The sequence below is a fragment of the Janthinobacterium sp. ROICE36 genome (assembly GCF_002869965.1).
Lineage (GTDB): Bacteria > Pseudomonadota > Gammaproteobacteria > Burkholderiales > Burkholderiaceae_D > Janthinobacterium.
In genome coordinates this window covers 1-20,489 of record NZ_PEBS01000038.1, presented here as the reverse complement: position 1 = coordinate 20,489, position 20,489 = coordinate 1, and the positions used below count along the sequence as shown (strand labels likewise).

Genomic DNA, 20,489 nt, shown 5'->3' with positions numbered 1-20,489 from the left:
TCAGGTTGCCCCTTGTCGCGCTTGCATGCGCGCCGGGCCGCCTGGCGTTGACTATTTTTGAGGTTTACCATGCAACATACTCCCCGCCTGAGCGCGCTGTCGCTCGCCCTTGCCAGCCTGTTTACTGTTTCCGCCCACGCCGCCGAAGCCACCACTGCCACCGCCACCGATGCTGCCCCACAAGACATGCAAAAAGTCGAAGTGACGTCCGCCCACTTGAAAAGCGCGCGCATCGAGCTGTCGCCGAAAGTCGGCACCACCATTTACAGCATCGACAGCCACATGGTCGACATGCTGGGCCAGGGCGACAACACGCCGTTCAATGAAGTGCTGCTGCGCCTGCCGGGCGTAGCGCAGGATTCGAAAGGCTCCGGCGCCCTGCACGTGCGCGACGACCATGCCAACGTGCAATACCGCATCAATGGCGTGCAATTACCGGAAAGCATCAGCGGCTTTGGCCAGTCGATCGACACGCGATTGATCGACAAGACGGATTTCATGACGGGCGCCTTGCCGGCCCAGTTCGGCCTGCGCACGGCGGGCATCGTCGATATTGAAACGAAGGAGGGCGGCATGACGCCTGGCGGGCGCATCGGCATCATGGTCGGCAGCCACGACCATGTGGAGCCGAGTGCCGAATTTTTCGGCAGCGTGGGCAAGTTCAATTACTACCTGTCCGGCAGCTACCTGGGCAATTCCCTGGCCGTGGAAAACCCGCAAGACACGCGCAGCGCCCTGCACGACAAGACGCGCCAGAACAAATCGTTCGGCAGCCTGTCGTATTTCCTTGATGACAATACGCGCCTGGGCGCCATGTTCGACACGTATAACGGCCGCTTCCAGATTCCGAACAACCCCAACCAGGCGCCCGCCTTCTCGCTCGATGGCCACAGCGATGCGCAGACGGGCACATCGACCTTGCCGTCATCGCAATTGAATGAAAATCAGCGCGAGGTGAACCGCTTCCTCGTGCTCTCGCTGCAAAAGAGCCTGGGCGACGTCAATTACCAGGTGTCCGCCTTCCACCAGTATTCGGAATTGCACTTCACGCCCGATGCCATTGGCGACCTGATCTACAACGGCGTGGCCTCGGATGCGCGCCGCGCGAACAGCGCCTCCGGTGCCCAGTTCGACATCAGCTACAAATTGCACCCGGACCATACCGTGCGCGCGGGCCTGGCCTACACGCGCCAGAAGACGAGCAGCGACAACACGGTAGCCGTCTTCCCGAGTATTGACGGCGCGCAAACCTCCAGCACGCCGATCAGCATTCTCGACAACAGCGGCAAGACAGGCACACTGGCCAGCTTTTACCTGCAGGATGAATGGCATATCAGCAAGCCCCTGACCCTGAACTATGGCGCCCGCTTCGACAAGGTCTCGGCCTACACGAGCGAGCAGCAATGGAGCCCGCGCGTCAACCTGGCGTATCAGATCGCACCGGGCACGGCCCTGCACGCCGGCTATTCGCGCTACTTCACGCCGCCGCCGCAGGAACTGGCGGCCCAGGGCAGCATCGACCTGTACGCGAACACGACGAATGCGCCGGAAATCGGCCAGTCGGACAACGTCAAGGCCGAGCGCACGCATTACTACGACGTGGGCATCAGCCACCAGCTGAGTTCGAAACTGACCGTGACGGCCGATGTGTACTATAAAAAGATCAGCAACCTGCTGGACGAAGGCCAGTTCGGCCAGGCGCTGATCCTGACGCCATTCAACTATGCGGACGGCTACGCCAAGGGCCTGGAATTGTCGGCCATCTACAGCGAGAAAAACTGGGGCCTGTTCTTCAATGCGAGCACGCAAAAGGCGCAGGGGCGCAACATCAATTCGGGACAGGCCCTGTTTGGTGCTGATGAGTTGAGCACCATCAGCAAGCATTATGTCTACCTCGATCATGACCAGAAATACACGCTGTCGGGCGGCGCTCATTATCACTTCGGCGATTCCCAAGTGAGCGCTGACTTCCTGTACGGCAGCGGCCTGCGCATGACGCCGGACGGCGGGGCACCGAATTCCGGCCATCTGCCCAGTTACTTCACCGTCAACACGGCGCTCACGCACACGTGGAAAAACACGCCCGTCGGCAAGGTGGAAGGACGGTTGGCCCTGATCAACCTGTTCGATAAGTCCTATCTGCTGCGCGACGGCTCCGGCGTGGGCGTGGGGGCGCCGCAGTACGGCGCCCGCCGCGGCCTGTACGCAAGTCTGTCCACAAGCTTTTAAAAGTTACGCGCGAAGACAGCGGCAGGGTGCAACGCCTGCCGCTGTCGGTTGCCGTCAGACATCAGCTATCAGCTATCGTCCCGCTAGGCGCGATGAAGCAAAAAAAAGCCGCCCGGCTCTGCAGCGGGCGGCTTCGATCTGCTGCAAGTAGCTTAAAAATTCAGCGCCGATTCCACGCCGGCGCTGTGCGCCTGTTCATCCGCATGGTACGAACTGCGCACCATGGCGCCCACCGCGGCGTGCGTGAAGCCCATTTTATAAGCTTCTTCTTCGAACATTTTGAACACGTCCGGGTGCACGTAGCGGCGCACGGGCAAGTGGCTGTTCGATGGCGCCAGATACTGGCCGATGGTCAGCATGTCGATGTCGTGCTGGCGCATGTCGCGCATGACTTGCAGGATTTCCTCGTCCGTCTCGCCCAGGCCCACCATGATGCCGGACTTGGTTTTCACGTCCGGGTACATGGCCTTGAAATCTTTCAGCAGTTTCAACGAGTGCATGTAGTCGGAGCCGGGACGCGCTTCCTTGTACAGGCGCGGCGCCGTTTCCAGGTTGTGGTTCATGACGTCAGGCAAGCCATCCTTGAACAGGTTCAAGGCTTTTTCCAGGCGGCCACGGAAGTCCGGCACCAGCACTTCGATGCGGGTATTCGGCGACAGGGCGCGCGTTTGCTGGATGCACTCGACGAAATGGCCCGCACCGCCGTCGCGCAAGTCATCGCGGTCGACGGAAGTGATGACGACGTAGTTCAAACGCAGCTTGGCGATGGTTTTCGACAGGTTGGCAGGCTCTTCCTTGTCCAGCGGATCAGGACGGCCATGGCCGACGTCGCAGAACGGGCAGCGGCGCGTGCACTTGTCGCCCATGATCATGAAGGTGGCCGTACCCTTGCCGAAGCATTCGCCGATGTTCGGGCAGCTGGCTTCCTCGCACACCGTCACGAGCTTGTTTTCGCGCAGGATGTCCTTGATTTCATAGAAGCGTGTCGATGCCGAGGCGGCCTTGACGCGGATCCAGTCCGGCTTTTTCAGGCGCTCGACTTGCTCGATCGGAATGATCTTGATCGGGATGCGCGACGTCTTGCTGGCGCCTTTTTGCTTTTCGCTCGGGTTGTAGGCGGGAGCGGCGGGGGCGGTGCTGGAAATGGTCTCAGAAGTCATGGCTGCAAGCCCTTGTCGGGCGAGTTGGTTTGTTTGCTCAGGCATCTGCTGCCTGAGGCGCGCCTGCGGCGCTGTTTACTTCGCTTACATCGAGTAATACGGTCAATGCATGGGCCAGGGCCCGCTGCACCTCGGCCAGCGGCGCCACGACGCCCATGCTGCGCATGTCCACCGTCTTCAGGCCGGAATAACCGCAAGGGTTAATCCAGGAAAACGGCGTCAGGTCCATCGCCACGTTGAGCGATACGCCATGGTAGGTGCAGCCGTTGCCGCGCACTTTCAAGCCCAGCGCGGCGATCTTCGCACCCTTGTCCGGCCCGCCGGCGATATAGATGCCAGGCGCGCCATCGATGCGCTCGCCTGCAAGATTATACGCCGCCAGCACGTTGATGATGGCTTGCTCGATTTTATGCACGAACTGGCGCGCATACAACTTGCCGCCCGGCTTGTTGCGGCGCAAGTCCATCAGCAGGTAAATCACCACCTGGCCGGGGCCGTGGAACGTCACTTCGCCGCCACGGTCGGTCTGCACCACGGGCACATTCTCTGCGCCCGCCAGTAAATGGCCGCGGTCGGCCGCCAGGCCCAGGGTGAACACGGGCGGATGCTCGACGATCCACAGTTCGTCGCGCGTGTCCGTCGTGCGCGCGTCGGTAAAGGCGCGCATGGCGGCAAAGGTCGGCTCGTAATCGACGCGGCCCAGCTCGCGGATCAGCGCCGCTTCGGTTCGGGTGGTGGTCATGACAGATTCAGTGCTCAAGCGGCGAAGCCGTGATTATAAGCCAGGCCGCCATTTCATTCAGCCCCGGGCGCCGGCAACAGCAGCAAGCTGCCCAATTTTTGCGCAGCGTGGCGCACCTGGGCCAGGCTCAGCGCCGTGTAGCCCAGCAACACGGCCGGCGCCAGCCTGGCGCTACGGCAAAAATCACCGAGCGGCTGCAGCGCCAGCCCCTCCTGCGCGGCGCGCGCGCAAAACGCCCGTTCGTCGCCATCCGGTGGCAGCCACAGCACGCAATGAAAGCCCGCCTGCTGGCCGGAAATCGTGTAACGACCAGGAGCGATCTGTTCGAGGCAGGCCAGCAGCAAGTCGCGCCGCTCCTTGTAGGCCAGGCGCGCCTGGCGCAAATGGCGCACAAAAGCGCCTTCCTCCATCCAGGCGGCCAGCGCCAGCTGCTCCGTCACGCCCACGGAGCGGCCCGTCAACTGCACGATGCGCAGCAGTTGCGGGCGCAAGGCAGGCGGCAGCACCATGAAGCCCACGCGCAGGCCGGCAAACAGGATCTTGTTAAAACTGCCACAGTAGATCACGCGCTGGTACTGGTCCAGCGCCTTCAGGGCCGCCAGCGGCGCGCTGTGGTAATTGAATTCGCTGTCGTAATCGTCTTCCACCACCCAGGCGCCGCTGTCATTCGCCCACTCCAGCAAGGCCAGGCGGCGCGTGACGGACATGGTCACGCCCAGCGGCGACTGGTGCGCCGGCGTCACATACGCGAGGCAGGCATCGGCGTGCGCGGCCAGTGCGGCGCAATCGATGCCCTCGGCGTCGACGGCAATATCCACGGACACGGCGCCCGCCAGGGCGAACAGGGCGCGCGCGGCCGGATAACCGGGCTCTTCCAGGCAAACCTTGTCGCCATCGCGCACGATGCCGCGCGCCAGCAAGTCGATCGCGTGGCGGATGCCGGTGGTAACAACGATGTCTTGCGGATCGCAGCGGATGCCCCGGTACTTGGCGAGGAAGTCGGCGATCTGCTGGCGCAGCTGGGGCAAGCCGGCCGGATCGGCGCTGCACAACTGCTCCGGCGTGGCGGCCGCCAGCGCCCGCGTGGCGCACTTGGACCAGGCGGCCATGGGAAACAGGCTGGCGTCGGCGCGCCGCGCCACGAAGGGCAAGCCGTCGCGCACGCCCGTGTCCGAAGCGGGCGCGGGCGCGGCGGCCGGTGCGGCCGGGGCGGCATCGCCTAAACCTGCCATCAAAAAACGTTCCGGCACCACGGCGCACACGCGCGTGCCGGAACCGGGCACGCGCGTCACGTAGGCTTCCGCGTGCAGGCGGTCGAACACGGTTTCGATGGTGCCGCGCGACAACTCCCACCGTTCGGCCAAGGTGCGGCTGGACGGCAAACGGCTGCCCGCCGGCAGCATCTTCGTCAGGATGGCCGAGCGCAGTGCTTCATACGCGCCATCCTGCTTGTTGACGCCCGCCTTGGCTAGCCAGCTGGTGGGACGAGGCAAGTCCAGGGCGTGCGGTGATTTTCCTCGCGGCATAATAGTCGTCCAAGTGGTCCAATGAATTTTCTGATGACTGGCACTTCGCATTACACCACAAACATTCTACTCTCACCGTTCTGGTGCGCCAGCGGGGCGCACGCATGAACGGACACATGAGAGGATCGTGTAAAACTATGCAGAAACAACTCGCTGTATGGGCCTTGGGCGGCATCGTGCTGCTGCTGGTCTGCCTGTCGCGCATCAGCATCGACATCTATTTACCTTCGCTGCCGGCCATGGCCGATGCCCTGCATGCCAGCGATGCCCAGCTGCAATTGACCCTGAGCCTGTTCATGGCCGGCTCGGCCGCGTCGATGCTGGCCTGCGGGCCGCTGGCCGACCGTTACGGACGCCGTCCCGTGCTGCTGACAGGCATGGGCATTTATGTGCTCGCCAGCATCGTCTGCAGCGTGACCTCCGATGTGCACGTGCTGATCGCCGCGCGCGTGCTGCAGGCTTTCGGCGGCTGTAGCGGCACCATCATCGGGCGTGTCATGGTGCGCGACCGCTTCGACCCCGCCACGCAGGCGCGCATGCTGGGGAGAATATCGATGGTGATGGGCTTGTCGCCCATCGTGGCGCCGCTGGCTGGCAGCGTGCTCGATGCAGCGTTCGGCTGGCGCGCCGTGTTTGGCGTGCTGTGCCTGCTGGGCGCGCTATCGCTGTGGCTGATCGCCGCCTACGTGCCGGAAACCAAGCCGGCCGATGCCGTACCACGGGGCAATACCCTGGCGCTGTACCGCCGCCTGCTGGGCGACAGATATTTCCTGCGCTATGCGCTGGCCATCGCTTGTGTGTATTGCACGTATTTCCCCTTCATCGCGGAATCGTCCGTGTTGTTGCAAAGGGGGATGCATCTGTCGCCGCACGCGTATGCGCTGGTGTTCGCGCTGACGGTCAGCGGCTATGTGGCGGGGTCGAGCCTGTTTCGCGCCCTGGGACCGCGCCTGGGCGCCGATTACCTGCTGGGCGTGGCGGTGCTGATCAATGTGGCGGGTGCGGCCAGCTTGTTGCTGGCAGGCAGCCTGGCGCCGCAACACCTGGCATCGCTGATCGCGCCCATGCTGCTGGTGATGGTCTCGGTGGGCATGGCCATCCCGGCCTGCCAGCTGGCCGTGCTGCAGCCGTATGGGGCCCAGGCGGGCAGCGCCTCGGGCCTGTTCTTCTTCATCCAGATGCTCATCACGGCCGCCTGCGGCGCCGTGATCGCCGCCATCACCGACGGCAGCGAAAAGCCCCTGCTGTGGGTGACGGCGGCGGCCAGCACGGCCTTTGCCCTGGTGTGGCGGCTGACGAAACGCCAGCCGGCCCGGGCAGCAGCATGTCTTACATGACGATCTTCACCATCGGGTGGCCCGACAGCGCCATGTACAGGGCGTCGAGCTGCTCGCGGCTGATGGCGCGCACGGTGACGGTCAGGCCCGTGTAATTACCTTTGGGCGATGGGCGCTCTTCCATGCGGCCCACGTGGAAGGTCGGATCGTGACTGATGACCAATTCCAGCATGGTCGGCGCAAAGTCCACATGCGTCGGGCCCATGATCTTGATGGGGAAATCGCTCGGATATTCGATCAGCGATTCGCTGGGGGGAATCGTGACTTCGGTGGGTGGGGTGGTTTGCATGGGAAATCCTATCAGTGCCGGTCAGAACAGGCGGCGCAGCATATATCGCGCGGCGACTGCGTAAAGACGTATTGTAGCCAACTTTCGGGGCGCATGCGCCCGTTGCCATGGCGCCGGCGTGGCGGAAAAAAAAAGCCAGCTTTGTCAGCTGGCGAAAACTATTTCGTTTGGACAAAATAGCCGGAAAAGTCGGTGCTGTCACTTGGAGGATAAGCAGTGGTCGTACTGTAGACGAACCACGACGGCTTTACCTCGGGCATGTGACGAACTGCGCATTTTGCGGCTTGAACGTCGATACGGCGCGACAGGCGGTGGCAAGCTCGGTCAACGCTCCGCTTCCTGCATCCGGCCATTGCGGCCGGGACCGCCGCGCTCATTGCCCCTGTCATTGCTGCGTTCACGTGGCGGCCCGTTGCGTTCGCCGCGGTTGCCGTCCGGGCGCGGCTGCGGCCGCTCGGCGCGGGGCTGCTGCTCGCCACGCCACCCTGGGCGGCCCACATGGTCTTGCACGGGTGGCAAGCCCGGCATCGCCGGCATCACGGGCTGGGCCGGTGTCGGCGGCTGTTGCGGCTGGGCCGGCACGGGCGGCCGGTCCGGCTGCATGGGACGCGGCGCCATGTGCGTCTGGCCATCATCCGTCTGCAAGCGGCCAGGGCGGTTGACCCCGTCGCGCCGGAAACCGCTGTCGCCGCGCGGCGCGTCGAGCGTGCGCTGCGCGCCAAAGCGCTGGCCCGCCACGGAACGGCGCCCCTCGGCGGCGCGGTTGATGCGGCGTTCATAGTCTGCGCTGGCGCGGTAGCCGGGCACGTAGCGGTCATGCGGCGACAGGGGAAACCAGCCCGCGCCAGGACGCGGGCCCTGCTGCGGCCCGTGGCCCCCCCCCCCCAGCCCACCAGGGCCGGCGCCCAAGGCACGCGGCCGCGCTCGCGCCCCGGCGCCCAGCCCCAGCGGTGGCCCAGCAGCACCCAGCGGCCGTAATGCGAGGGCGCATAGCCCCACGGCGCCTTGTCGACCCAGGTCCAGCCCCACGGCGCGATCCACGTCCAGCGCCCGTCGCTGTAAGGCGCCCAGCCGACCGGCACCGTGCTGGGCAGCCACAAGGGGCCATATTGCGCATCGTCCTGCCAGGCGCCGTAGCGGTCCAGCTCTTCATAGCCGGTGGTATCGTCCGTGACATAGCGCAAGGCCTGCGCGGCGGCGGGCAAGGTTTCGGGCCAGTGGTCGAAGGCGATCCTCTGCAAGGCGCCCGTGCGCAATTGCTCGTCCGTCAGCTCGGCGCGCTTGCCGGCACGCAAGGTCACGCTGCCCGTCGCGCCATCCACGTCGGCCGCCCCTTCGAGCACGCTGACGACGCTGGTGCCGGGCTGGCGCCCCGCATCGATGCGTACCCAACCCGGCTGGGTGAGAGTCACGCGCGCCTGGGCGGTGGTCAGTTCGAAGCCGCGCAGCGCATCGGGATTGCGCACGCGCACGCTGACTGTGCCATAGCGGAGGTGCAGTGTGAAATGGTCGTCATCGAGCGCGCTTACTTCCAGCTCGGAATCGCCATCGAGGCGCACGGCGGCCGCGCCCACGCGCAATTCCGCCAGCGCGCCGCGCATGGTGCTGAGCCGGTTATCCGTCGTGACGGGCCAGTTCAGCAGGGCGTTTTGCGCCTCGCCATCGCCGGCGCGCACCAGCACCTGCCCTTCGACGGTGGAAATGCGGCCCACGCGGGCGGGCGGATCCTGCGCCAAGGCGAAGGTGCACGCCGACGACAACAACACGGCGCACACGGTTTTCAAGAGGGGGAGAGACAGGATAGGACGCATGATAGCGCTCCAGGCAGGACTTACAAGGACGATTGCTATCGATTACATCCGCATAGCGCGGGCATCGCAAGCGGGCTTACAAATGTTTGCATCTTGATCTGGTTCAGGATGCCGCCTGGCTGCCCCGCTTGACGAAGAACAAGGCGGCGCCGACGGCCATCAACAGGCCGCCAAAGAAGCGGTTCTGCTTTTTCACGGCGCGCGCGTCGCGGAAAAAACGCTGCATCGACGAGGCCAGGAAAGCGTAGCTGTGCATGACGATCAGGTCGATCGTGCACATGGTGACGGCCAGGATCAGCAGTTGCGGCAGCAGCGGCGCCGTGGAGCTGATAAATTGCGGCAATATCGCCACCATGAAGATGATGCCTTTCGGATTCGTCACATTGGTCAGAAAACCCGTCAGCACGCGCCGGCGGCCCGTCGGCAGCACGGCCGCCGCATGCAAGTCGCCCGTGACCGCCACCCTGGCGCGCCACTGCGACAGGCCCAGGTAGATCAGGTACAGCGCGCCCACCGTCTTGACGATATTAAAAGCCACTTCGGAGGCCAGCAGCAAAGAGCCCACGCCGGCGCCGGCGATGCCCAGCACCACCAACAGCCCCGGCTGCAAGCCGAGAATGGTGGCGCTGGCCTTTTTCACCCCGTACGACAGGCCATGCGACATCGACAGCACGGCGCCCGAGCCGGGCGAGACGGCGATGATGGAGGCGGCGATGACAAAAGTGATCCAAGTGGCAAAGTGCATGCGGTATCCAAAAATGCTGACGAGGAGCAATTTTAACCCGGCCAGTGCGGCCCTGCCGGCCGTGCCTGAGGTAAGATCGTAGGCATGCCTTATCTACACCTTCGCTACGCCTTCCCTTGCCGTACAACCAAGAATAACATCATGAAAAACAACACTTCCCTCGCTCCACGATTTCCTGCCACCACTGCGGGAGCGCGCTGAGATGGCCGGCTCCAGCTTGCTGGCCCTGCTCGACGACATCGCCAGCATCCTCGACGACGTTTCCCTGATGACCAAGGTGGCCGCCAAGAAGACGGCCGGCGTGCTCGGTGACGACCTGGCCCTGAACGCGCAGCAGGTGGCCGGCGTGCGCGCCGAGCGGGAACTGCCCGTCGTCTGGGCCGTCGCCGTCGGTTCGCTGAAGAACAAGGCCATCCTCGTGCCGGCCGCGCTGGCCATCAGCGCGTTTGCGCCGTGGGCCATCACGCCGCTCTTGATGGTGGGCGGCGCCTACCTGTGCTTCGAGGGTTTCGAAAAGATCGCCCACAAATACCTGCACCCGGACGACAGCCACAAGGCCGAGCTGGCACAGGCGCTGCGCGACCCGCAGGTGGACCTGGTGGCGCTGGAAAAAGACAAGATCAAGGGCGCCATCCGCACCGACTTCATTTTGTCGGCGGAAATCATCGTCATCGCCCTGGGCACGGTGGCTGCGGCCACCTTCGCCGAGCAGGTGGCCGTCGTCGTCGGTATCGCCATCATCATGACGGCGGGCGTGTATGGCCTGGTGGCCTGCATCGTCAAGCTCGATGACGCGGGCTTTTATCTGGCGGCGCGCAAGGGCGCGGGCGCGCTGATGAATGGCGTGCGCGGCTTTGGCCGCATGCTCGTGTCGGCGGCGCCGAAACTGATGAAATTTCTCGCCGTGGTGGGCACGCTGGCCATGTTCATGGTGGGCGGCGGCATTTTGATGCACGGCTGGCCGTGGGCCAGCGCCATGCTGCACCACGCGGAAGAAGCCGTCGGCAGCGTGGCCGGCATCGGCCCCGTGCTGGCAGCCGTCACGCCCAGCCTGATCAACGCCGTGGCCGGCGTCATCGCCGGTGGCCTGGTGCTGGCCGGCGTCACCGCCGTGTCGGCTTTGTTGCGCATGCTCAAATCAAACAAATAAGCTTTCTGGTCTGATGGGGCGGCAGGCACATCCGTGCCTGCCGCCCCGGCCATGCCGGCGGCGCCTGCCTGCCCATGGAGACCTTATGCAGCCTTCCCCCATCCAACGCCCCAGCAACGCCTTCATCGGCGCCTCCTGGGCGGCCCTGCTGATCGGCGCCATTACCTATGTGTCCGGCCTGTGGAACGCCACGATGGCCCTCAACGAGAAGGGCTATTACTTTACGCTCCTCATGTATGGGCTGTTCGCCGCCATCTCGCTGCAAAAGTCCGTGCGCGACCGTAGCGAGGGCGTCGCCGTGACGGGCATGTATTTCGGCCTGTGCTGGATTTCCGTGCTGCTGGCCTTGCTGCTGCTCACCGTCGGCCTGTGGAATGCCAGCCTGCAAAACAGCGAAAAGGGCTTTTATGCCATGGCATTCCTGCTCAGCTTGTTTGCCGCCGTGGCCGTGCAAAAGAATGTGCGCGACGTGGCGCGCGCCCCGGCCGTCATGCCAGCCGACGCGCCGGGAACTTAAGCAGCAGCGGCGCGTCTATTTCTATATCCATAACGGGAGAGGACGATGAGCGACCAGCAGAAACGTTTACAAATGGCGCTGGAGGCGGCGCACATGGCGATCTGGGATTCGCGCATCGTCGCTGGCCAGGTCATCGACGGCACGGTCATCTGGTCGGCCAGGGGGGCGGCCCTGCTGGGCCTGGAGGAGCGCGCCCTGACCCATTCCTTCCCCGCTTTCCTCGACTGCGTGCATGCCGAGGACCGCGACAAGGTGGTCGGCGTGCTGCAGGACGGCGTGCGGCGGCGCGGCGGCTACGCCCTGCAATACCGCGTCGTCTGGCCCGATGGCAGCGAACACTGGCTGGCGGCCAAGGCGCAGGTCTTCATGGATGGCGGCGGCCATCCCGAGCGCACCCTGGGCGTCATCTGGGATGTCACCGAGCACATACTGCGCGAACTCATGATCGCCGAGCGCAAGGATTTGGCCGAAGTGACGCTCAGCTCCATCGGCGACGGCGTCATCACCACCGATCCGCAGGGCAAGACGCGCTACCTGAACCGCGTGGCCGAGCAATTGACGGGCTGGACCAACGACATGGCACAGGGCCTGGACATCGGACTGACCTTGCCGCTGGCCGATGAACGCACAGGCGAGGCACGCGAGCACGTGGCCAGGCGCTGCCTGCAACAGCGCCAAGCCATCGGTATTTCCCCCCGCTCGCAACTGATCACGCGCGAAGGCCGGCGCATCGCCATCGAAGAGTCCGCCGCGCCCATCTGGTCGCGCGATGGTGATATCCTCGGCGCCGTCGTCGTGTTTCGCGACGTCAGCCACGAACGCAAGCTGAGCCAGCAATTGTCGTGGCAAGCCACGCACGACGCCCTGACGGGCTTGATCAACCGGCGCGAATTCGAACACCTGGTGGCGGGCGCCCTGCATACGGCCAAAGAAAGCGGCCACGCGCATGCGCTGCTGTACCTGGACCTGGACCAGTTCAAGATCATTAACGACACTTGCGGCCATGGCGCCGGCGACGTGCTGCTGCAGTTGCTGGCCAAGATGCTGCAGGGACAGATGCGCGACAGCGACATCCTGGCGCGCCTCGGTGGCGACGAACTGGGCGTGCTGCTGCCCCACTGTCCGCTCGAACATGCGCGCCTGATCGGCGAACAGCTGCGTCAGTCCGTGCGCGAATTCCCCTTCGCCTGGGACGAACACAGCTTCGAACTGGGCGTGAGCATCGGCATCGCGGAAATCAACCAGGACAGCAAGTCCATGAGCGAGCTGCTGAGCGCCGCCGACCAGGCTTGCTACCTGGCCAAGGAGCAGGGCCGCAACCGCCTGCACGTGTACCAGGAGTCCGACGTCATGCTGGCGCAGCGGCATGGTGAAATGCTGTGGATTTCACGCCTGAACGAAGCGTTCGCACACGATTATTTCCGCCTGTACGCCATGCCCATCGTGCACCTGCGCGACAGCCCGGAACAACATGACGAAGTGCTGATCCGCATCCGCAACAGCCAGGGCGACCTGATACTGCCCGGCGCCTTCATTCCCGCCGCCGAACGCTACGACATGATGCTGTCCATCGACCGCTGGGTCATCCGCGCCGTCTGCCAGCATATCCAGAGCGTGCGCGACAGCCTGTCGCCTTTGGCCGCCCTGGCGGAAAGCCGGCGCCGCGCACCGGCCCTGTATTCCGTCAACCTGTCGGGCATGTCGCTGGCCGACACGGGCCTGCAAGACTACATCACCGGACAATTCGTGCACTACGCCATTGCGCCTGAACAAATCTGCTTTGAAATCACGGAAACGGCCGTGATCGCCAACTTACCAAAAGCGCAAGTGTTCATGCGCCAGCTCAAGGCCTTGGGTTGCCGCTTCTCGCTCGACGACTTCGGCAGTGGCTTTTCCTCGTTCGGCTACCTGAAAGCGCTGCCCGTCGACTACCTGAAAATCGACGGCGTCTTCGTGCGCGGCATCGCCACCAATGCCATCAACCGCGCCATGGTCAAGGCCATCAATGAAGTGGGCCACGTGATGGGCTTGAAAACGGTGGCCGAATACGTGGAAAACGCGGTAACCCTGGCCATCATCCGCGAGCTGGGCATCGACTACGCGCAAGGCTACGCCGTGGGCAGCCCGCGACCGCTGACGGCAGGCGTCGATTAGCCACCGCCGGCAAGCAGTAACTTTAAAACAATGCCGCATTGCTATCGCTAAATGCGTGCGAGCACGACCAATCTGGAGGATTTTGATCTACATCAATAAATTTGCGCAACCGACTCCTTACACTGATCTCCATTCTTGCAATCGTGCAAGTCTTACTCACCAATTAGCTCTTTAACTGATCAGGAAGCCGCGACCATGCGCCAAAATTTGCCAGTGACTAACCGTGAAGTCCTCGTCTTGGACGATCAGGCCATCGTGTCGAAAACGGATATGAACGGCAATATCGTGTATGTGAATCCGTACTTCAGCCAGGTCAGCGGCTTCAGCGAAGCAGAGCTGATCGGTTCGCCGCAAAACATCGTGCGCCACCCGGACATGCCGGCCGAAGCGTTTGCCGACCTGTGGGCTTCGGTCCAGGCCGGCACGCCATGGACGGGCCTGGTCAAGAACCGTTGCAAGAACGGCGACTTTTACTGGGTGCGCGCCAACGTCACGCCCATCCGCGAAGCGGGCAAGACCATCGGCTACATGTCGGTGCGCGTGAAGGCCAACAAGGATCAGGTCAAGGCGACCGAGGAAGCCTACGCGGCCATCCGCAACAAGGAAGGCGGCAATATTGTCATCAAGAACGGGCAAATCGTGCGCCCGGGCCTGGCGCACCTGCTGCACAAGCTGACGCACATGTCGCTCAACCTGCGCATCTGGGCCGCCACCTCCATCGTCAACTGCCTGCAGTTACTGGTATGCGTCATCAGCCTGTTCGCCAGCGGCGGCAAGATCACCAATTACGCCATCTTCGGCGCCACCCTGTTCGGCTTCCTGATCAACGTTTTCCTCTGGTACACCCTGCGCACGTCCGTGCTCAAGCCGCTGGGCAAGGCCCTGAACGGCGCGCGGGCAATTGCCGCCGGCGACCTGTCGGGCAGTTTTGAAACGGACAGCACGGATGAAGTGGGGCAATTGCTGCGCGCGCTGCAACAGATGAACAGCAACCTGATCGCCACCATCCGCGACGTGCGCATCAACGTGGAAACCATGGCCGTGGCCACCAAGCAAATCGCCGCCGGCAATATGGACCTCTCGGGCCGCACGGAATCGCAGGCGGCCAGCCTGGAAGAAACAGCCTCGAGCATCGAGGAATTCTCGTCGACGGTGAAACAGAACGCGGACAACTCGGTGCAGGCGAACGAGCTGGCCGTGGCCGCCTCGAAAGTGGCCGTGCAGGGCGGCGAGATCGTTGCCGAAGTGATCACCACCATGGACGAGATCAACACTTCATCGAAGAAAATCGTCGACATCATCGCCCTGATCGAAGGCATCGCTTTCCAGACGAATATCCTGGCCCTGAACGCGGCCGTGGAAGCGGCCCGCGCCGGCGAGCAAGGCAGGGGTTTCGCCGTGGTGGCGGGCGAAGTGCGCAACCTGGCGCAGCGCTCGTCCGTGGCGGCCAAAGACATCAAACAACTGATTGAAATTTCCGTCGGCAAGGTGGGCGCCGGCATGCTGCAGGTGAACCGTGCCGGCGCCACCATGGAACAGGTGGTCAGCTCCGTCAAGCAGGTAACCGTCATCATGCAGGAAATTTCCATCGCCTCGCGCGAACAGAGCATCGGCGTCGACCAGGTCAACCAGGCCATCGCCCACATGGACCAGGTGACGCAGCAAAACGCGGCCCTGGTGGAAGAAGCCGCCGCCGCCGCCACCCGCCTGGCGGTAGAAGCGGCCAGCCTGTCGCAAGCCGTGAGCCTGTTCAATTTCGGCAAGATGCCGCCACCGCGCCGCGTCGCCATGCCCGGCGGCAAGGGCGGCGCCGCGAACACCGGCAAACCCGCCGCGCTGAAACGCCTGGCCGCCTAAACCTTTTAAGACCTTACACACACCATGCCTACCTTACTCAGCAGTGCTTCCGCCGACCTGGACGCCGTCGTCGAATTCGACCCGATCATCATCGGCAAGATGAGCCAGTCCGGCCCCCGCTACACGTCCTATCCGACCGCCGACCGTTTCCATGCCGACTTCGGCTATGGCAATTTCCTCGAAGCGCTGGCCGCGCTGCGCATGCGCGGCGGCCGCCGTCCGCTGTCGTTGTACGTGCACGTGCCGTTCTGCGACACCCTGTGCTACTACTGCGCCTGCAACAAGATCATCACCAAAGACCGCAGCAAGGCCGCCACCTATCTCAGCTATTTGAAACAGGAAATCGCCATGCAGGGCAAGCTGTTTGCCGGCATGAACCAGATCGAGCAGCTGCATTTCGGCGGCGGCACGCCCACTTACCTGAGCGAAAAGCAGATGGAAGAGCTGATGCTGCATTTGCGTCAGCATTTCGAGTTCGCTTCCGATGAAGACGGCGAGTATTCGATCGAAATCGACCCGCGCACCGTGTCGCGCGAACGCGTGTTTTCGCTGCGCGCGCAAGGTTTCAACCGCATCAGCCTGGGCGTGCAGGATTTCGACGCCGACGTGCAGAAGGCCGTCAACCGCATCCAGCCGGAAGCGGAAACGGTGGCCATCATGCAGGCGGCGCGCGATGCCGGTTTCCGCTCGATCAGCATCGACCTGATCTACGGTTTGCCCAAGCAAAACCTGGAAACGATGACGGAAACCCTGCGCAAGGTCATTTCCGCCAGCCCCGACCGCATCGCCCTGTACCACTACGCGCACATGCCGCATTTGTTCAAGCCGCAGCGCCGCATCCTCGACGCCGACATGCCCGACAGCACCACCAAGCTGGCCATGCTGGGCCTGTGCATCGCGCGCCTGACGGCCGCCGGCTATGTGTACATCGGCATGGACCATTTCGCCAAGCCGACGGACGACCTGGCCGTGGCCCAGCGCCAGGGCCGCTTGCACCGCAACTTCCAGGGCTACTCCACGCGCGCGGAAGCGGACCTGATCGCCTGCGGCGTGTCGGCCATCAGTTCCGTCGGCGCCGTCTACAGCCAGAATGAAAAGACGCTCGATGCGTATTACGAAAAACTCGACGAAGGCGTGTTGCCGATCGCGCGCGGCATCAAGCTCGATACCGATGATTTATTGCGCCGTATCATCATCCAGATGCTGATGTGCAACTTCGAATTGTCGATCGCCACCATCGAGCAAGCCCACCCCGTGAAGTTCCGCAGCTATTTCGCCGCCGAGCTGGAAAAGCTGCGCGAACTGGCGCGTGACGGCTTGCTCGTCATCGAGGAAGACTGGCTGACGGTGACGCCGAAAGGGCGCTTGCTGATCCGCAATATCTGCATGGTCTTCGACCGCTACCTGACGCAGGCCCGCGCCAATGCGGCGCCGGACGCGGTGCAGCCATTGCGCTACTCGAAAACGGTGTAATACCGCCCGATGAACGCCCTCAGCCTCGTGCCCATGTTCATGCTCGGCCTGGCCGGCAGCGTGCACTGCATCGGCATGTGCGGCGGCATCGTCGGCGCGCTGTCGATCAGCGGCGGTGCGCCGGCGGTGCCTGCCCGCCCGGTCATCGCCATCGCCGTGGCGCGCCCAGCATTGCAGACAAGCTTGCAAACGAACGTGCTGCGCGTGCTGGCCTACAACGGCGGGCGCATAGTCAGCTACATGCTGGCCGGCGCCCTGGCCGGCAGCCTGGCCGGCGCGGGCATGCTGCACATGGCGTCACTGCAGGTGGCCGGCTACTGGCTGGCCAACCTGATGCTCGTCGCCCTGGGCCTGTACCTGATGGATGCCTGGCGCGGCCTGGCCCACCTGGAAGCGGCCGGCAATGTCGTCTGGCGCCGCGTGCGCCCCCTGCTGAAACCGTTGATGCCGATGGATACGCCATTCAAGGCGCTGGCCGTGGGCGGCCTGTGGGGCTGGGTGCCGTGCGGCATGGTCTACAGCGCCCTGCTGACGGCCATGCTGCAAGGTTCGGCCCTGAACGGCGCGGCCAGCATGGCCGCCTTCGGCCTGGGCACCCTGCCCATGCTGCTGGGCATGGGTTTGCTGGGCACGCGCCTGCGCACGCAGATGCAACGCCGTCCCGTGCGCATCGCCAGCGGCTTGCTGGTGCTGGGCTTTGGCTTGCTGGGCTTGCTGCGCGCCGCGAATGGCGTGTCGCTGGGCTGGCTCGACGCCCTGTGCGTCACGGGCCATCCATGAAAAGAATCGTATGAATGCTGTGTTAAAACCCTCCGCCTGCTTCCATTGCGGCTTGCCCGTCCCCAGCGGTTCCAGCTGGAACGTCAGCATCGACGACGTGCCGCGCGCCATGTGCTGCCCCGGCTGCGAAGCGGTGGCGCAAACCATCGTCGACATCGGCCAGAGCGCGTACTACCGCGACCGCGACGAATATGCTGTCAACGCGTTTGATGCCACCCTGATGCCGCCCGAACTGCGCCTGTACAGCAATGACGACGCGCAATTCGCGCGCGACGCCAGCAGCTGCGAAGCGACCCTGTCCGTCGAAGGCATCCGTTGCGCCGCCTGCGTCTGGCTGATCGAACGCCAGCTGACACGCCTGCCCGGCGTGCAGGCAGCCAGCCTGAACGTCGCCACGGAGCGCCTGTACGTGCGCTGGAACCGCGCGCAGTGCGAGCCGGGCGACATCCTGCAAGCCGTGCGGCAAGTCGGCTACACGGCTTATCCGTATGACGCCGTGCGCCATGGCGAGCGCCTGCAAAAGGCCAGCAAGACTCTGGGCCGCCAGCTGTTCGTGGCGGGCCTGTCGATGATGCAGGTGATGATGTATGTGGCGCCCGCCTACCTGGCCGCCGAGGACGGCACCCTGGACGATAGTATGGCCAGCCTGATGCGCTGGGCCAGCCTGCTGCTGACCTTGCCGGCCATCTGCTATTCGGCCATGCCCTTCTTCCAGGGTGCCTGGGCCAGCCTGCGCGCACGCACCTTGGGCATGGACGTGCCCGTGGCGCTGGGCATTCTGGCGGCCTTCTTCGGCAGCGTGGTGGCGACCTTTACGGGCCGCGGCGAGGTGTATTACGACTCGGCCACAATGTTCATCTTCCTGCTGCTGTGCAGCCGCTATTACGAGTTGCAGGCGCGCCGCAAGGCAGCCTCGGCGCTGGAACGGCTGCAGCACGCCTTGCCCGCCTCGGCCGCGCTGATGGCGGGCTTTCCCGACAACCGCGCTACCACCCTGGTGCCGGCCGGCACGCTGGATGTGGGCGACATCATCCTCGTGAAACCGGGCGAGGCAATCGCTGCCGACAGCGTCATCATCGAAGGCACCAGCGCGCTCGATTTATCTCTGCTGACGGGCGAGAGCGCGGCGCAGCGGCGCAAAACCGGGGAGCAGGTGCCAGGCGGGGCCATCAACGCGAGTGCCGTCCTGACATTGCGCGTACTGAAACCGGCACGTGAAAGCACCCTGTCGGACCTGTTAAAACTCATCGAACGGGCCGGCAGCGGCAAGCCGCAGATCGCGCAGTGGGCCGATAAAGTGGCCGCCTGGTTCGTGCTGGGCCTGCTGCTGTTTGCCGTCGCCGTGTTCGCCTTCTGGAGCTGGCACGATGCGTCGCGGGCCTGGCCCGTGGCCATCGCCGTGCTGGTCGTGTCGTGCCCGTGCGCATTATCCCTGGCCACGCCGACGGCGCTGGCGGCCGCCACCGACAGCCTGCTGCGGCGCGGCGTGCTGATCGTCCAGCCGCATGTGCTGGAAACGCTGCACCGCGCCACCCATATCGTCTTCGACAAGACGGGGACCTTGACCCTGGGCCGGCCTGTGCTGCAGCAAATCGAGGGCCTGGGCAACCTGACGGAAGACGCTTGTTTGCAACTGGCGGCCGCGCTGGAAGCGGGCAGCGCCCATCCGCTGGCGCAGGCGATCCTGGCTGCCGCCGAAGGGGTGCCAGGACAGCAGGCGCGCGCGCATGCGGAACAATTGCAGGAAGTGCAGGGCCAGGGACTCGAAGGCGTGGTCAATGGCGTGCGCTACCGCCTGGGCAACGCGGCCTTTGTCGCCGCCATCGCCGGGCCACCGCTGGGTGACACGGCCGTCGGCATGCAAGGCATGACGCCGCTGTACCTGGGCACGCAGGGGCACTGGCTCACGCGCTTTTTGCTCAGCGATGCGCTGCGCCCGGAAGCGCGCGAAGTGGTCGACTATTTCCACCGGCGCGGCAAGCAAGTCGTGCTGCTGAGCGGCGACCAGGAAGCGCTGACGCAAAGCGTGGCGGCGCAGCTGGGCATCAATACGGCCTGCGGCGAATGCCTGCCCGATGAAAAGCTCGATTTCGTGCAGCAATTGCAGGCGACGGGTGCCGTGGTGGCGATGGTCGGCGACGGCATCAACGACGCCGCCGTGCTGAGCGCGGCCGACGTCTCGTTCGCCATGGGTTCCGGCGCAGCACTGGCGCAGGCGCATGCGGACACGGTGCTATTGTCGTCGCAGCTGCGCTCCGTGCTCGATACGGCGCAAACGGCCGCGCGCAGCATGCGCATCATCCGCGAAAACCTGGGCTGGGCCACCCTGTACAATCTGACGGCCATCCCGGCCGCCGCGCTGGGCTTTTTAAACCCCTGGCTGTCCGGCGTCGGCATGGCTGCCAGCTCGGCGGTCGTCATCGCCAACGCCCTGCGCCTGCGGAAAGCCTGAACATGGAAGCACTCTACCTCCTCATCCCCTTAAGCGTGGTGGTCGTCTTCATCGCGCTGTGGGTGTATTTCACCGCCTCCGACAGCGGCCAGTTCGACGACCTCGTCGGACCGGGCCTGCGCGTGCTGCAGGACGACGATACGCCGCCGCCCGAAGCGCCCCCCCCCCCCCCCCCCCCCCCCCAACCTCGACAGCTCCTCGACGCCCCACCCGCCCCCCCACCGCCCCCCCACCCCCCCGCGCACACACCCACGCCGCCGCCGGCGG

The 20,489-nt window shown here is 64.4% G+C and carries 16 protein-coding genes and 1 pseudogene; 10 read left to right on the top strand and 7 right to left on the bottom strand.

All coding sequences use genetic code 11. The features are described 5' to 3' along the window. Window positions 1–69: 69 nt before the first annotated feature. Entirely contained in the window at window positions 70–2,229 is a 2,160-nt protein-coding gene (locus CSZ94_RS16210) for a TonB-dependent receptor (RefSeq protein WP_102122454.1), read from the top strand. 152 nt (window positions 2,230–2,381) lie between these two features. On the opposite strand, the gene lipA is transcribed toward CSZ94_RS16210, so the two are convergent. The 3 genes from lipA to pdxR are packed head-to-tail and all read right to left on the bottom strand — an operon-like array spanning window position 2,382 to window position 5,657. Then, a complete protein-coding gene (gene lipA / locus CSZ94_RS16205; protein WP_102122453.1) occupies window positions 2,382–3,389 on the bottom strand; it encodes a lipoyl synthase in 1,008 nt (335 codons plus the stop codon). Between the two features lie 37 nt (window positions 3,390–3,426). After that, window positions 3,427–4,131 carry a lipoyl(octanoyl) transferase LipB gene (gene lipB / locus CSZ94_RS16200; RefSeq protein ID WP_102122452.1) on the bottom strand — a complete coding sequence of 235 codons (705 nt, stop codon included), beginning with the start codon at window positions 4,129–4,131 and terminating at the stop codon, window positions 3,427–3,429. Window positions 4,132–4,184: 53 nt separating this feature from the next. After that, a complete protein-coding gene (gene pdxR / locus CSZ94_RS16195) occupies window positions 4,185–5,657 on the bottom strand; it encodes a MocR-like pyridoxine biosynthesis transcription factor PdxR (protein WP_102122451.1) in 1,473 nt (490 codons plus the stop codon). Window positions 5,658–5,794: 137 nt separating this feature from the next. Here pdxR and CSZ94_RS16190 point away from each other — a divergent pair, with 137 nt between their 5' ends. Further along, complete coding sequence (locus CSZ94_RS16190) at window positions 5,795–6,994, top strand: multidrug effflux MFS transporter (protein WP_102122450.1); 1,200 nt, start codon at window positions 5,795–5,797, stop codon at window positions 6,992–6,994. Here CSZ94_RS16190 and CSZ94_RS16185 read toward each other — a convergent pair. The 4 genes from CSZ94_RS16185 to CSZ94_RS16170 form a co-directional block, all read right to left on the bottom strand. Further along, entirely contained in the window at window positions 6,987–7,283 is a 297-nt protein-coding gene (locus CSZ94_RS16185) for a DUF493 family protein (RefSeq protein ID WP_102122449.1), read from the bottom strand. The two genes, CSZ94_RS16190 and CSZ94_RS16185, sit on opposite strands and share 8 nt — an antisense overlap. A gap of 324 nt (window positions 7,284–7,607) precedes the next feature. Then, the gene (locus CSZ94_RS16180) at window positions 7,608–7,823 is read right to left on the bottom strand and encodes a hypothetical protein (RefSeq protein ID WP_146009815.1); all 216 of its coding nucleotides are present in this window, start codon (window positions 7,821–7,823) and stop codon (window positions 7,608–7,610) included. Beyond that, window positions 7,820–9,094 (bottom strand): FecR domain-containing protein, encoded by a 1,275-nt coding sequence (locus tag CSZ94_RS16175; protein WP_146009814.1) that lies wholly within the window; start codon window positions 9,092–9,094, stop codon window positions 7,820–7,822. The genes CSZ94_RS16180 and CSZ94_RS16175 overlap by 4 nt, the downstream gene beginning before the upstream one ends. Before the next feature lie 103 nt (window positions 9,095–9,197). Then, window positions 9,198–9,839, bottom strand: a complete 642-nt coding sequence (locus CSZ94_RS16170; protein ID WP_102122446.1) for a LysE family transporter — start codon at window positions 9,837–9,839, stop codon at window positions 9,198–9,200. A 202-nt stretch (window positions 9,840–10,041) separates the two neighbouring features. Between CSZ94_RS16170 and CSZ94_RS16165 the strand changes: the two genes are divergently transcribed. The 8 genes and pseudogenes from CSZ94_RS16165 to ccoS form a co-directional block, all read left to right on the top strand. After that, window positions 10,042–10,989 carry a DUF808 domain-containing protein gene (locus tag CSZ94_RS16165; protein WP_102122445.1) on the top strand — a complete coding sequence of 316 codons (948 nt, stop codon included), beginning with the start codon at window positions 10,042–10,044 and terminating at the stop codon, window positions 10,987–10,989. Between the two features lie 85 nt (window positions 10,990–11,074). After that, entirely contained in the window at window positions 11,075–11,506 is a 432-nt protein-coding gene (yiaA, locus tag CSZ94_RS16160) for an inner membrane protein YiaA (RefSeq protein WP_102122444.1), read from the top strand. Window positions 11,507–11,551: 45 nt separating this feature from the next. Then, on the top strand, window positions 11,552–13,660 hold the full coding sequence (locus CSZ94_RS16155; protein WP_102122443.1) for an EAL domain-containing protein: 2,109 nt from the start codon (window positions 11,552–11,554) through the stop codon (window positions 13,658–13,660). Between the two features lie 195 nt (window positions 13,661–13,855). Further along, window positions 13,856–15,517 carry a methyl-accepting chemotaxis protein gene (locus tag CSZ94_RS16150; RefSeq protein WP_102122442.1) on the top strand — a complete coding sequence of 554 codons (1,662 nt, stop codon included), beginning with the start codon at window positions 13,856–13,858 and terminating at the stop codon, window positions 15,515–15,517. 24 nt (window positions 15,518–15,541) lie between these two features. Then, the gene (gene hemN / locus CSZ94_RS16145) at window positions 15,542–16,990 is read left to right on the top strand and encodes an oxygen-independent coproporphyrinogen III oxidase (RefSeq protein ID WP_102122441.1); all 1,449 of its coding nucleotides are present in this window, start codon (window positions 15,542–15,544) and stop codon (window positions 16,988–16,990) included. A 9-nt stretch (window positions 16,991–16,999) separates the two neighbouring features. After that, entirely contained in the window at window positions 17,000–17,770 is a 771-nt protein-coding gene (locus tag CSZ94_RS16140) for a sulfite exporter TauE/SafE family protein (RefSeq protein ID WP_102122440.1), read from the top strand. 10 nt (window positions 17,771–17,780) lie between these two features. Further along, on the top strand, window positions 17,781–20,222 hold the full coding sequence (locus CSZ94_RS16135; RefSeq protein ID WP_102122439.1) for a heavy metal translocating P-type ATPase: 2,442 nt from the start codon (window positions 17,781–17,783) through the stop codon (window positions 20,220–20,222). A gap of 2 nt (window positions 20,223–20,224) precedes the next feature. After that, window positions 20,225–20,371, top strand: a pseudogene (gene ccoS, locus CSZ94_RS16130) (cbb3-type cytochrome oxidase assembly protein CcoS); the annotation flags it as partial. Between the last annotated feature and the right edge of the window lie 118 nt (window positions 20,372–20,489).